The sequence below is a fragment of the Janthinobacterium sp. PLB04 genome (assembly GCF_021165895.1).
In the GTDB taxonomy this organism is placed as follows: domain Bacteria; phylum Pseudomonadota; class Gammaproteobacteria; order Burkholderiales; family Burkholderiaceae_D; genus Janthinobacterium; species Janthinobacterium lividum.
In genome coordinates this window covers 5,047,519-5,060,083 of sequence record NZ_CP088968.1, presented here as the reverse complement: position 1 = coordinate 5,060,083, position 12,565 = coordinate 5,047,519, and the positions used below count along the sequence as shown (strand labels likewise).

Genomic DNA, 12,565 nt, shown 5'->3' with positions numbered 1-12,565 from the left:
GCATGACCATGCTGCGCACCGCGTTCCTGTCGCTGCTGCTGTTGTCCGCGCTGCTGCCCGCGCTGGCAAATGCCGCCGCGCCTGAAGTCGACTGCGTGGTGCCGTCCAAACCTGGCGGCGCCATGGACCTGACCTGCAAGCTGGCGCAGAAAGGCTTGCTGCAGCCCGATCCCGCGGCGGCGGCACCGTTCGCGTCCTCGGTGCGCATCAGCTATTTGCCAGGCGGCATCGGCGCGGTGGCGTGGCGCTCGATGGGCTCGCAGCGCCGGCGTGCCGAAGCAAACACCCTGGTGGTGTTTTCGGGCGGCTCGCTGCTGAACCTCGCGCAAGGCAAGTTCGGCAACGCCAAGACGGGCGACGTGCGCTGGGTGGCGGCGCTGGGCGCCGACTACGGCATGATCGCCGTGCGCAGCGACTCGCCCTACAAGACCCTGGCTGACCTGATCGCCGCGCTCAAGCGCCACCCCGACAAGGTGCTGATCGGCGTGTCCGGCACCATCGGCAGCCAGGACTGGGTGAAGATGGCGCTGGTGGCGCGCCGGGCCGGCATCGACCCGAAAGTGCTGCGCTTCGTCGCGCTGGAAGGCGGCGGCGAGATCTTCACGGCGATGCAGGCCAATTACGTGCAGGTGATGTCGGGCGACACGTCGGAAGCGACCCTGAACGCGGGCGACAGCCATGCGCGCGTGCTGGCGGTGCTGTCGGAAAAGCGCCTGCCCGGCGTGCTGGCCAGCGTGCCGACGGCGCGCGAACAGGGTATCGACGTGGTGTGGCCCATCATCCGCGGCTTGTGGATGGGGCCGCAGGTGCCGGAGCAGGATTACCAGCGCTGGGTGGCCACGTTCGACCGTGCCATGGCCACGCCGCAGTTTGCCCAGTGGCGCACGCAGGCGGGCATGTATCCGTTCGCGCTGACGGGCGACAAATTGACGCAGTACGTGAACCAGGCAGTCGAACGCTACTCCAGGCAGGCGGCCGAATTGGGCCTGATGCGCTGAATCCAATAGCCAACCATACAACAATCACAGACGGAGACAAACCATGCAAACCAAGACCATTCTCGCCATCGCCCTGGCCGCCGCTTTCGCCGGTACCACCGGCGCCGCTTTCGCCCAGGTACCGGCAGGTTATCCGGTCGACTATCAGAAGATCATCGACGCGGCCAAGAAGGAAGGCAAGGTGGTGATCTACAGCGCCACCGACAGCAAGGCCGCCGCGCCGCTGATCAAGGATTTCAGCGCCCTGTATCCCGGCATCTCGGTCGAATACAACGACATGAATTCCACCGAAGTGTACAACCGCTTCATTTCCGAAGTGGCCGCCGGCGGCAACACGGCCGACGTGATGTGGTCGTCGGCTATGGACTTGCAGATGCGCCTGGCCTCGGACGGCTATGCGCTCAAGTACAAATCCGTGGAAGCGTCCAAGATCCCCGGCTGGGCCATGTGGGACGACCAGGCTTACGGCACCACGTTCGAGCCGGCCGCCATCGTCTACAACAAGCGTTTGCTCGATCCGAAGGAAGTGCCGAAGAACCACGACGACTTCGCCAAGCTGATCGCCACGCCGAAGTTCAAGGACAAGGTCACCACCTACGACATTGAAAAGTCGGGCGTGGGCTTCATGTTCATGTCGCAGGACGCCAAGGAGTATCCGAAATTCCTGGCGCTGCAAAACGCGTTTGGCGTGGCCAAGGTGCGCGTGCAGTCGTCGACGGGCACCATGATGGAGCGCATTTCGTCGGGTGAAAACCTGATCGGCTATAACGTGCTGGGTTCCTACGCCCTGGTGCGCGCCAAGACCGACCCGTCGATCGGCGTGGTGCTGCCCAAGGACTACACCCTGATCCTGTCGCGCGTGCAGTTCATCAACAAGAACGCGAAGAACGTCAACGCCAGCAAGCTGTGGCTCGACTACATCCTGTCGCACCGCGGCCAGACCATCATCGCCAATGGCGCCAAGCTATACGCGATTCGCGCCGACGTCACGGGCGAGACCACCTCGGCGGACCTGATCAAGGAAATCGGCGCGGCCAACGTCAAGCCGATTCCCGTGCATCCGATCATCCTGCAATTTTTGGGACCTGCCAAGCGCATGGCCTTCTTAAAGCAGTGGAAAGAAACAGCCGGCAAAAAATAGGAACATCCGAAAAACCTACTGCGCGTCGCGATTTGCGGCCTCCGATGCTCACTGTGCATTCGCACAGATCCGCTTCTCAGCCACAACTCACTGCCGCTCGCTACGGTTTTATCGGAGTTCCTTGGCCAGCCGCGGGCGTTCGCCGGCGGCTGGATGCCGCACCCTTCATTCATTGGATTCATCATGCAAACTGCTATCTTGCCGCTGCCTGCACGGTCGCGCTCTCCCTTGTCGCGCCTGAACTGGTCGCGCGGCGTGGTCGTGGCGATTACCCTGGTCGCCATCTTCCTGCCGCTGTTCCTGATTTTTTACCAGAGCTTTTTGAACGCGCCCTTCTTCATGCCCGTGCGCGAATTCGGCTTCGACTCCTACCGTTTCATCTTTGATGATCCCGATTTCTCGATGGCCTTCAAGAATGGCCTGATGCTGGCCTGCGGTCTGACCGTGATCGCCGTGCCGCTGGGCGGCATGCTGGCCTTCCTGATGGTGCGCACGGATTTGCCGGGCCGCGGCTGGGTGGCGCCCATGCTGCTGGTGCCGATCTTTGTGTCGCCGATGGTGATGGGCTTTGGCTACGTCGTCTCGATGGGGCCCGTGGGCTTCTATTCGATCTGGGCCAAGGAGCTGTTCGGCTTCGTGCCCTGGAATATCTATTCCTTCACCAGCATCGTCATCATCGCCGGCCTGACGCACGTGCCGCACGTCTACCTGTATGCCTCGTCGGCCCTGAAAAGCCTGGGCTCGGACGTGGAAGAAGCGGCCCGCGTGGCCGGTGCTTCCCCGATCCAGGTGATGCTGAACGTGTCGCTGCCGATGATCATGCCGGCGCTCGCATATGCGGGCGTGCTGGTGTTCTTCCTCGGCTTCGAAGTGTTCGGCCTGGTGCTGGTGCTCGGCGATCCGGAAGGCCACCTGGTGCTGCCAACCTATCTGTACAAGCTGACGAACAAACTGGGCACGCCGTCGTACCATCTGATGGCCGCCGTCGCCGTCTGCCTGGTGATGGTGACCATGCCGCTGGTGATGATACAGCGCTGGCTGCTGAAATCGGCGAACAAGTATGTGTCGATCAAGGGCAAGGGCGCACGCAGCAAGGCCATGCCGCTGGGCCGCTGGAAGTGGCTGGCGTTTGCCTTGCTTGCCGGCTGGCTGATCTTCACCATCATCCTGCCGTTGACAGGCATCGTGCTGCGCTCCTTCGTGCAGTACTGGGGCGAAGGCGTGCACCTGGCCGACGTGCTGACCCTGCAGCATTTCCGCGACATTTTTGACCAGCCATCGCTGGTGCGCGGCATCGTCAACACCATCCTGATCGGCGTCGTCGGCGGCGCGCTGGCCGTGGGCTGCTACAGCTTCATCGCGCTGGCCATGCACCGCAAGCAGGACGGCATCACGCGCCTGCTCGATTACAGCGTGCTGGTGCCGCGCGCCGTGCCGGGTCTGCTGGCCGGCCTGTCGTTCCTGTGGGTGTTCCTGTTCGTGCCGGCCTGGCTCGACGGCATATTGAAAGGCATGGACAACGGCGTGGCCTTGTGGCTGAGCGGCCATGTGATTCCCGTGCTGCGTGAAGTGCGCTCGACGATCTTCGCCCTGTGGCTCGCGTATTCGGTGGTGTGGATGGCTTACGGCATGCGCCTCATTTCCACGGCGCTGCTGCAGGTGGGACCGGAGCTGGAAGAGGCGGCGCGCGCCGTCGGCGCCAACCGCGGCCAGGTGACGCGCGATGTGACCCTGCCGCTGATCAAGTACGGCTTGCTGGGCGCCTGGCTGATGGTGTTCCTGATCTTCGAGCGCGAATATTCGACGGGCGTGTACCTGCTCTCGCCGGGCACGGAAGTGATCGGCGCCATGCTGGTATCGCTGTGGGCAGGCGGCTCGACCGACCTGGTGGCGGCGCTGTCCTTCATCAATATCACCCTGGTGGCCATCGGCCTGGGCATCGCGCTGCGCTTCGGCGTCAAGTTACACAACTGAGTTGCATAACTAAATACAAGAACTGAGACCACATCATGAATGAACTGACCGTCAATGAGCTGTACCTGGACTACGGCACCGGCGCCGCCGCCAACCAGATCCTGAAGGGTGTCTCGATGCACCTGAAAAAAGGCGAAGTGGTCGCCTTGCTGGGGCCTTCGGGCAGCGGCAAGACCACCTTGCTGCGCGCCGTCGCCGGGCTGGAAAGCCCGAAGGCGGGCACCATCCAGATCGGCGAGCGCAATGTCTTCGACGGCGCGCAGCATTTCGAGATGCCGGCCGAGCATCGCAACCTGGGACTGGTGTTCCAGTCGTATGCGCTGTGGCCGCACAAGACCGTATTCGACAACGTCGCCTACGGCCTCAAATTGCGCAAGATGGGCAGCACGGAGATCGCCGCTCGCATCAAGGAAGTGCTGACGCAGCTGGGCCTGGGCCATCTGGGCGAGCGCTATCCGCATCAGCTGTCCGGCGGCCAGCAGCAGCGCGTGGCGATCGCCCGTGCGCTGGTGTACAACCCGCCCGTGATCCTGCTCGATGAACCGCTGTCGAACCTGGACGCCAAGCTGCGCGAGGAAGCGCGCGCCTTCCTGCGCGAACTGATCGTGCGCCTGGGCCTGTCGGCCCTGATGGTGACGCATGACCAGGGCGAGGCGATGGCCATTTCCGACCGCATCCTGCTGCTCAATAACGGCAAGATCGAGCAGCAGGGCACGCCGCAAAGCATGTATGAAACGCCGGACACCCTGTTCACGGCCGAATTCATGGGCAGTAACAACCGCCTGCCCGGCAAGGTGGTGCAGCGCGAAGGCAATCAGGTGCGCCTGCTGGTCGATGGCGCGTCCATGCAGGGCGTGGCGCGCGGCGCCAATGTGGGCACGGAAGTGACCACCATGATCCGCGTCGAGGAAGTCAAGATCAGCGCCACGCAGGTCGACAACGCCATCGAGCTGCCGCTGCTGACGTGCATGTACCTGGGCGACCGCTGGGAATGCCTGTTCGAGCGCGGTGGCGCCGAGAATATCAGCCTGCGCGCGTATTCGCGCCACAAGCTCGAGGCGGGCAAGTACTGGTTGCACATGCCGGCCGATAAGCTCTGGGTGTTTTAACGGTGACGAGGTGGCCATGCTGGCCACCTCATCCGTGCTGCCGCGTCCTTAATTTCCCCGCACGACGATTTCCTGCACCTTCGGTTCGCGCTGGCGCATGAAGCGCACGATGGAGTCGACGGTGACGACATCGATCTGGCGCGTCATGCGGCGTTCGAACGGGTGATCGTCAAAAGCGATATTGGCGCGGAACATGCGCGCGCCCAGGCGCGTGGCGGCGGGTATGCTGAGCGTTTGCGGCGCGTAGCTGGCGCTGCGCAGCCAGCCTTGCGCTTCGGCGCGCGTTTCGATCTTGCCCGGCTCGTTGCTGGCGGCGGCCAGGGTTTCCAGTACCCACTGATTCGAATTCTGGTACTTGGTGGAAAACGGGTAGGCCAGCATATTGTAGTGCGGCTCATGCAGACGCTTGGGCGTGTTCGACGTCAGCAGGCGCACCAGTTGCTGCTGCGTATCCTGGCCGGGAATCAGGATCAGGGTTTCATACATGAACACATCATCCATGAAGAAATTGCCCAAGCCTTCGTTGTACAGCGACGATTGCGCCGTGCCGCATTCATTGAGTTCATGCACCACCAGCCAGCGGCCTTTCGGGTGGTCGCGCCAGGCCAGCGCCATGTGCGAATAGCGCAAATTGTACTTCGACAGGTCTTGCCCGGCGCGCGCCACCAGCGCTACCTGCGCGCCCGAGCCATCGAGCGCCTGCAGGGTCTTTTGCGCCAGGTCCATCGATTTGACGAGGGTGCTCGCATCCGTTTGCTTTTCCTCGCACGAGCGTCCCGCATGGGCGGCGCCGGCCAGGGCCAGGCTGATGACAATCACGGTCAGGCGTTTCATGGGGTTCACGCTTTCGAATGGTAGAGGATGGCCTGGCCGGCGGCGTTCGGCACATAGGCGATGGCCTTGCCCGACAGCACCAGCATGTGGCCCGTCGAGACGGCCACCACGTTGACGACCGTGCCGGCCGCCAGCGACAGGCCTTGCGTGGCCTTCTGGCTCAGTTTGACGGAAGCCGTGGCTGCCTGCGAGGTGCCCCGGGCCGTGCTTTTCAGTACGAGGACGCTGCCGTCGGCCACGTCTTCCACCTTGTCGATGACAATTTCACCGGCGGCGGCCAGCACCGACATGGAGCCGACCAGCACGATGGCCGAGGCCATGCTGGCGTTGTCGGACGCGTTGGTGGTGTCGGAATTGGCGGCCTGGGCCAGCGGCGCCATGGCGGCGCACAGCAGGGCAGTGGCGAGCAGATGTTTCATTGGATGTCCGTTCTTCATTGGTGGTTACACTTTGGAGTGGTGCAGCAGCGCCTTGCCCAGTTCGTTCGGGATGAAGGCGATGGCCTTGCCGGACATGACCAGCATGTGGCCGGTGGACAGCGCCACCACGTTGACCACGGTGCCGGCTGCCAGCGACAGGCCCTTGGCCGCTTGCGCGCTCATCTGGATGGATGCGCCGCCAGCCTCAGAGGCGCCTTTCAGCACGATGACGATGCCTTCGCCTACCGTTTCCACGCTGGCGACGACCACCTGGCCGGAGGCGACCAGCATCGACATGGAACCCGCGACGGCGACGGCGGAACCCTGGCTGAGGTTTTGCGAGCCTTTCGACAGGTTCTCGGAGGCGGCGGCGTGGACCAGGCCGGGAGCGGCCACGGAGAGCGTCAACAGCGACAGGGACAGGCAGAGGGGCAGCAGGCGTTTCATGTGTTTCTCCTTCAAGTGTGCCAAGTGGCAACGCCATCATTGTAGACTGTGGGCAATTGGTCAATGAAAACGCTACTCGTAGCGGGCAGGCATACCGCAGGTAGCGTATTGCGCTACTTTTTTGCCGCTGGAACCGATGCTATTTATATAAAGGAAGTGCATGCCGCAAACCCACGCCTTGATCGAAGCCTTGAAACGCCTGTTGAAAGCGCGTTCCGTCACGTATGCCGAGCTGGCCCAGCGCATCGGCGTATCCGAAGCCAGCGTCAAGCGGATGTTTTCGCAGAAGCAATTTACCCTGCAGCGGCTGGACCAGATCCTGGTGGCCATCGGCAGCGATTTCCAGCAGCTGGCGCTGGCCGTGCAGTCAGCCCAGGCCGCGCCCACCCTGATCACGGGGCTGACGTATGCGCAGGAAAAGGAAATCATCGAGGACACCCGGCTGTTCGTGGTGGCCGTGTCCGCCCTGAACCTGTTACCGCTGGAACAGATCGTCGCCATCTACGACATCAGCGAAGCGCAAGCCGTGAAATACCTGCTGCGCCTCGACAAGATCGGGTTTCTGGAACTGCTGCCGAATAACCGGGTCAAACTGCTGGTGGCGCGCACGTTTGCGTGGATACCGAACGGTCCCATCCATACGTATTTCAAAAAGGAAGCCTATGGCGACTATTTGAATTCGCAATTCGATGGCGAAACGGAATTGCTGCGCCTGGTGAACGTGATGCTGTCGAAAAAGTCCACGGCGGCCTTGCTGGAGCGCCTGAAGCAAGTCGCGGTGGAATTCTCGCAGCAACACCAGGAAGACGCGCGCCTGCCTGGTGAGGAGCGCCTGGCCATCAGCTTCATGCTGGCGGCGCGGCCGTGGATGCCGCAGACGTTCAAGGCGCTGCTGCGGCAATAAGGCAGCGATATCGCGGCCAACCGGCTAATGTTGCTGCTTGTCGGTACTGCCTTGTTCCTCTTTCATCTGCGTCAGCAAACGCCAGGCAAAAAAGCCCAGCACGGACACGCCCAGCAGCAGGGCCGCCCATAGCGCGGCCAGGCGCCATGGCGCACTGGTTCCAGCCGGTGCCGGCGCGGCGTCGCTTGCGCCAGCGCGCGCCGTCAACGCACCCAATGTGGCGATCGGCAGCGCCTGCAGTTCGCCGTCGCGATAGCCTGGTGCCACCTGCGACAGCGGCTGCTCCACCGGTTGCGCGTCGGCTTTGCCGAACACCAGATGATATGGTCCCTTGCCGCCGGCCAGGAACACCAGCGTTTCCGGCGTCCAGCCAAGGCGCAACAGCGGCGCGCTGGTCGGCATCGCCGTACTTTGCGACTCGGGCCGCAGCACCCATTGCGTGGTCTGCACCACGGGCATGGCCAAGTCGCCGGAGACGCGTTCCTTGCCAGCCTCGCTGATGCGGTAAAAGCTGGTAGTCAGCAGCGGCTCAAAATATTCGCCATTTGCCGGTCGCGTTTGTCGGTGCAGGGACAGCCGGCGCTGCGGCACATAATGACTTTGGCGATACACGCCCAGCGTGACGGGCAGCACCACATTGCGCTCCTTGAATTGCAGCGCAATGCTGTCGGCGGGAATGGCGATCGGCGTGGCATACGCCCAATCGCCAGCAAGTTTGCCTGGCGCACCGCGCAGCACGATGCTCGCGCGTGGCGGCGCCGCCTCGGTTTCGCTGACGGCTTGCGCCGCAATCGATGCAAACACCAGCGGCTGGCCTTCCTGCCAGCTCAGGCGCGCGTAGCGGAAAGCGCGTGGCGCAAAAGCGATGCTGTCGTTGGCCAGGGTTTGCGTGTCAATGTTGCTGAGCCAATTCAAGGTGGTGGTGCCGATGGCATCCCATTGCTTCAGGTCGTCGCTCACTTCCAGCAGTACTTGCGCACTGTAATTTTGCGTGCGCTCCGGTGGCGTGAAGCGCAAGGCGGCGATGCGCTGGTCTTGCGTCTGCTTGCCCAGGTCGAGTATCAGCGCTTGCAGCGCCGCCGTGGCCGCTGCCGTGCCAGCGCGGGTGCTGACCGACAGCAAGCGGCCATCGTCCGCCGTGCGGATGTCGATGCCTTGCAAGCCGTCGCCAGTTGCCGGCGCGCCCGTCACGGGGAAAATGCGGACGGGAATGGCTGTCCGCTGCGTCGCCGATTGGGCGGGCGGTGCGCCGATGGCATAGGCCAGGCGCTTGCCGTCGGCATCGAACAGCCGCACGTCGGCCAGGCTGGCCGAGCTGGCGTGCAGGTAGACTTCCCTGGGCAATGCCAACTTGACGATGCCCGCGCCGGCCGGCACGGTCACCGGCATGCTCCAGCCGTAGTCCTGTGGCCTGTCCTGGCCAGGAGCGGCCAGCGCGGCGCCTGCCAGCAGCAGGCTGCAGCAGATCAATGAGTGTTTCATGCTGCTCCTTGTTGCGGTTCGGCTGGCGCTGGCGCGGCAGCCTTGGGGAAAGGCGCCAGGTAGCCGATCAAGACCATCAGCAAGCCGACACCGACAAAGGAGATGATGCGTTCGATGCCGCCCACGTTCGACAGGTCGATCAGGAACAGTTTCAAGACAACCAGTCCCAACAGCACAGCGCCCATGCTCCATTGCTGGCGCCGTTGATGGCGCGCCGCGTGGCGCATCAGCAGCAGGGCCGTGATGCTCCATACCAGCGACAGCATCGCTTGCACGAATTGCGAGGCCAGCATGGCGTCAAAGGTATACGGCACGCCGACATAGTGCGATACCGTGCGCAGCAGCATCAGGTTGAACCACACATACACACAGCAGGCGGCCACGGCAGGCAGACGTGCTTGCCACAGGGCAGGCAGGGGCAACTGCTTCGCCGGCAGCAGGCGGTAGCTGGCAATGGCCAGCAGGATGGCAAAGCCCGTGCTCAAGTCCAGCGGATTGAGCAGCGGCAAGTAGGGCAGCGGGGCCATGGCGCCATCGTCGAAGATATTCCAGGCGGCAATCAGCAGCAGCGACCAGAGTGCGCCCAGCGGTATCAAGGTGCGCTGGTACCACTCTGCAATCGGCGCCACCGGCCAGGCGCCCGCGCGGCAGCGGCGGATCAGCAAGGCCAGCACCAGCATCATGGCCCAGGCTGGCAAGTAGCGGGCCCAGGCCGGGCTGACGCGGTCTTCATGCTGTGCCAGCCAGGCGTTGACATGCATGGCGCCGACCGGCCACAGCATCAGCCATGGCGCGGCAGTGCGCAGCGTATGCAGCAGGCGCTGCGCCCGCAGGCCGAGTTGCCAGCCCGCTTGCGGCCAGGCCAGCAGCAGGTATTCGCCGGCGGCCAGGGCGCTGGCCAGCGCCAGCCAGCTCAAGCCGGTCGGCAGGTAATCGCGCAGGTACAGCGCCAGCAGCATGTTGGCGCTCCACAAGCCCAGACCGAGCCAGGTGGCGACGGTGAACCAGCGCAGCTGCGGCCAATCGAGGCGCCGCGCCAGGATGGCGAACGCGGGCGTCGTGACGCACACGGCGATCAGGTACAGCGCCAGCCACTGCTCGCCCGCGTGCGGCTGCAGCTCCAGGTCGCCGTCGATCAGGCGCAGCAGCCAGCTGACGAGCGGCACGAGGATGGCGGCAAACCACAGTAAGCCGCTCCAGACCAGCAGGGGGCGTGCTGCCAGGGCCAGCAGTTCGTCGCCGCCGCGCGCGCGCAGCGCAAGGAAATGGGCGCTGGCAAAGGCGGCGGCGCCCAGCAGCAGCGCGCTGAGGAAGGAACCGTCGAACAGGCTGGCCGGGTGCTGGTCCCAGGCCCAGTTGGCGCGGCTGAGCATGACCATGCCGGCCAGCACCTGCACGGCCAGCAGCAGCGCGCGCGGCGCATGCCATTGTTCGCGCCGCGCCAGCGCCGCCAGCAAGGCGGCCACAGCCAGCGCGCTGACGGTGAGCAGGTTCAGTTGCGTGGTGGCATCCGTGCGCAGCAGGATTTCGCTCCAGATGCCGCCCAGCAGCCAGGCTGCGGCGGCCGTCAGGAAGAGCACGGACAGGCTGCTCATGAACTCCGGATGCAAATGGCTGGCGTGGCGGCGGAAATTGTAGGCCATCACCAGCGCGGCGGCGGCCAGCAGCGCGCAGCCGAGCCAGATGTTGGCGTGCAGGGCCGCGGCCGTATCGAGTTCCTGCATGGCGATCAGGAAGGCAATCCAGGCGGCCCCCTGCACCAGCAGGCCGAAGGCCCAGGCCAGTGTCTGGCGCTGGCGCAAGCCGACCCAGACGATGCCCGCGCCTTCCAGCGCCCAGGCGGCGGAGGTCCAGCGGCCATCGAGGGCGAACGGGATGGCCAGGGTGCCGAAGACGATGCCCAGCGCGAGGAAGGCTTCGGCCAGCAGTTTGAAACCTGCGCGGCGCCACAGTGCCACGGCCAGTCCCGTGTAGCCCAGGCCGGCAATCAGCGCGGAAAAGGCCAGGCCGAAGTGAAAGTGCTGGACCAGGCCGTATTGCAAGCCCATGGCCGCCAGCGGCGTGCCAAAGACGAGGGTGCCATCCACGTAATGCTTGAGGCGCGGCGCCTGGCGCGCGCAGTAGGCAATGGCGATGCCGACGTAGAACAGCACGAAGAGGATCAAGAACAGCTGCGTCGACAGGTAGTGCTCGGGCGTGTAGCGCAGCAGGCCCCAGGTGGTGGCGACGACGAAGGTAAAGCCAAAGCTCAGCACATTCAGGACGCGCCAGGCGCGTTTCAGGGCGATGGCGAAGACGCCCGCATTGAGCAGCGCGTAATAGCTGAACAGGCCGATATGGTTGCCGCTGCCCGTCGACACGAGCAGGGGCACGGCAAAACCGCCGACGATGCCGAACACGGCCAGCCAGACGGCGTTTTGCAGCACGGCCAGCAGGCAGGTGAACGCCGTCAGCACGAACAGCACGGCAAACGCCAGGCCGGCCGGGATCAGTTCATACAGGCGGAAGGCGCCAAACGTCACCAGCATCAATATCGCCAGCGCCGTGCCCTGCAGCGGCAGGCTGATGCCGGGACGGCTGAGGCGGATGCGCCAGGCCCAGGCCAGCAGGGCGATATCGGCCAGCGCGATGCCGGCCAGGCGCAGTTCGATGGGCAGCGTGACCTGCGCCGACACGTACTTGAGCAGGAAGCTGACGCCGAGAAAGAGGATCAGCAAGCCCAGCTTGGCAACCAGGTTGCCCGTGAATAGCCAGTTCTTTGCCTTGGCAACGAGGCCGTCCGGGTGCGCGATCCAGGAAGGAGTGTCGGGGACGGCAGGAGCGGGCCGGGCTGGAATCGGCGGGGCTGGTTTTGGCGGCACGGGCGCGGCGGGTGCGGGAGCTGCTGCCGGCGCGGCCTGCGCCACTTCGGCCACCTTGAGTGCGGCCGCTTGCGGCACGGGGGCGGGCGTGGGCGGCGGCATGGGTGCCGGCACTGCCACCGGCGCCACGCTAGCGGGTACGGAGGGTGCTACGGCAACGACGGACGTAGCCGCAGGCGCTTCGGCCTGGCCTTCCAGCGCCCGCAGGCGCTGCTGGATACTGTCGACTTCCTTGCGCAAGCGCGCCGTCAGCAACTCCAGATCCGCTACTTTCCTGCGGTGCTGCAGCACCAGCACGAAGGCGGTGACCAGCAAGGCCAGGATGGTCAATGATGTGAATCCAGACATGGAGGCAGCTTTCCGGAAGGGGCGGGCAGGGGCGCCAGCGGTATGCGC

The 12,565-nt window shown here is 64.4% G+C and carries 10 protein-coding genes; 5 read left to right on the top strand and 5 right to left on the bottom strand.

Annotated features, from left to right (window positions below):
* Nucleotides 1-2 precede the first annotated feature (2 nt).
* From LSO07_RS22375 to LSO07_RS22360, 4 genes are all read left to right on the top strand, one after another.
* A complete protein-coding gene (locus LSO07_RS22375) occupies nt 3-998 on the top strand; it encodes a tripartite tricarboxylate transporter substrate binding protein (protein ID WP_070282362.1) in 996 nt (331 codons plus the stop codon).
* Nucleotides 999-1,041: 43 nt separating this feature from the next.
* Nucleotides 1,042-2,139 (top strand): ABC transporter substrate-binding protein, encoded by a 1,098-nt coding sequence (locus tag LSO07_RS22370; protein WP_151096598.1) that lies wholly within the window; start codon nt 1,042-1,044, stop codon nt 2,137-2,139.
* A gap of 183 nt (nt 2,140-2,322) precedes the next feature.
* Entirely contained in the window at nt 2,323-4,113 is a 1,791-nt protein-coding gene (locus LSO07_RS22365) for an ABC transporter permease (protein ID WP_034785486.1), read from the top strand.
* Nucleotides 4,114-4,148: 35 nt separating this feature from the next.
* Nucleotides 4,149-5,222, top strand: a complete 1,074-nt coding sequence (locus tag LSO07_RS22360; RefSeq protein ID WP_034785487.1) for an ABC transporter ATP-binding protein — start codon at nt 4,149-4,151, stop codon at nt 5,220-5,222.
* 48 nt (nt 5,223-5,270) lie between these two features.
* On the opposite strand, the gene LSO07_RS22355 is transcribed toward LSO07_RS22360, so the two are convergent.
* From LSO07_RS22355 to LSO07_RS22345, 3 genes are read right to left on the bottom strand one after another with little or no spacing between them, the layout of a single operon-like run.
* Nucleotides 5,271-6,056, bottom strand: coding sequence for a DUF2145 domain-containing protein (locus tag LSO07_RS22355; RefSeq protein ID WP_034785488.1), 786 nt, complete (start codon nt 6,054-6,056; stop codon nt 5,271-5,273).
* A gap of 5 nt (nt 6,057-6,061) precedes the next feature.
* Nucleotides 6,062-6,475, bottom strand: coding sequence for a hypothetical protein (locus LSO07_RS22350; RefSeq protein ID WP_151096597.1), 414 nt, complete (start codon nt 6,473-6,475; stop codon nt 6,062-6,064).
* 24 nt (nt 6,476-6,499) lie between these two features.
* The gene (locus LSO07_RS22345) at nt 6,500-6,922 is read right to left on the bottom strand and encodes a hypothetical protein (protein ID WP_151096596.1); all 423 of its coding nucleotides are present in this window, start codon (nt 6,920-6,922) and stop codon (nt 6,500-6,502) included.
* Nucleotides 6,923-7,082: 160 nt separating this feature from the next.
* Here LSO07_RS22345 and LSO07_RS22340 point away from each other — a divergent pair, with 160 nt between their 5' ends.
* Nucleotides 7,083-7,826, top strand: a complete 744-nt coding sequence (locus tag LSO07_RS22340) for a helix-turn-helix domain-containing protein (RefSeq protein WP_034785491.1) — start codon at nt 7,083-7,085, stop codon at nt 7,824-7,826.
* A 24-nt stretch (nt 7,827-7,850) separates the two neighbouring features.
* Here LSO07_RS22340 and LSO07_RS22335 read toward each other — a convergent pair whose 3' ends face one another.
* Nucleotides 7,851-9,308, bottom strand: a complete 1,458-nt coding sequence (locus LSO07_RS22335; RefSeq protein WP_151096595.1) for a DUF3999 family protein — start codon at nt 9,306-9,308, stop codon at nt 7,851-7,853.
* A complete protein-coding gene (locus tag LSO07_RS22330; RefSeq protein ID WP_151096594.1) occupies nt 9,305-12,517 on the bottom strand; it encodes a DUF2339 domain-containing protein in 3,213 nt (1,070 codons plus the stop codon). Before LSO07_RS22330 ends, LSO07_RS22335 begins: the two co-directional genes overlap by 4 nt.
* Nucleotides 12,518-12,565 lie beyond the last annotated feature (48 nt).

Excerpts from the sequence above, each read along its gene's own strand:
- LSO07_RS22370 (WP_151096598.1), top strand. The coding sequence starts at position 1,042 with ATGCAAACCAAGACCATTCTCGCCATCGCCCTGGCCGCCGCTTTCGCC.
- LSO07_RS22365 (WP_034785486.1), top strand. The coding sequence starts at position 2,323 with ATGCAAACTGCTATCTTGCCGCTGCCTGCACGGTCGCGCTCTCCCTTG.
- LSO07_RS22375 (WP_070282362.1), top strand. The coding sequence starts at position 3 with ATGACCATGCTGCGCACCGCGTTCCTGTCGCTGCTGCTGTTGTCCGCG.
- LSO07_RS22340 (WP_034785491.1), top strand. The coding sequence starts at position 7,083 with ATGCCGCAAACCCACGCCTTGATCGAAGCCTTGAAACGCCTGTTGAAA.
- LSO07_RS22345 (WP_151096596.1), bottom strand. The coding sequence starts at position 6,922 with ATGAAACGCCTGCTGCCCCTCTGCCTGTCCCTGTCGCTGTTGACGCTC.
- LSO07_RS22335 (WP_151096595.1), bottom strand. The coding sequence starts at position 9,308 with ATGAAACACTCATTGATCTGCTGCAGCCTGCTGCTGGCAGGCGCCGCG.
- LSO07_RS22355 (WP_034785488.1), bottom strand. The coding sequence starts at position 6,056 with ATGAAACGCCTGACCGTGATTGTCATCAGCCTGGCCCTGGCCGGCGCC.
- LSO07_RS22330 (WP_151096594.1), bottom strand. The coding sequence starts at position 12,517 with ATGTCTGGATTCACATCATTGACCATCCTGGCCTTGCTGGTCACCGCC.
- LSO07_RS22360 (WP_034785487.1), top strand. The coding sequence starts at position 4,149 with ATGAATGAACTGACCGTCAATGAGCTGTACCTGGACTACGGCACCGGC.
- LSO07_RS22350 (WP_151096597.1), bottom strand. The coding sequence starts at position 6,475 with ATGAAACATCTGCTCGCCACTGCCCTGCTGTGCGCCGCCATGGCGCCG.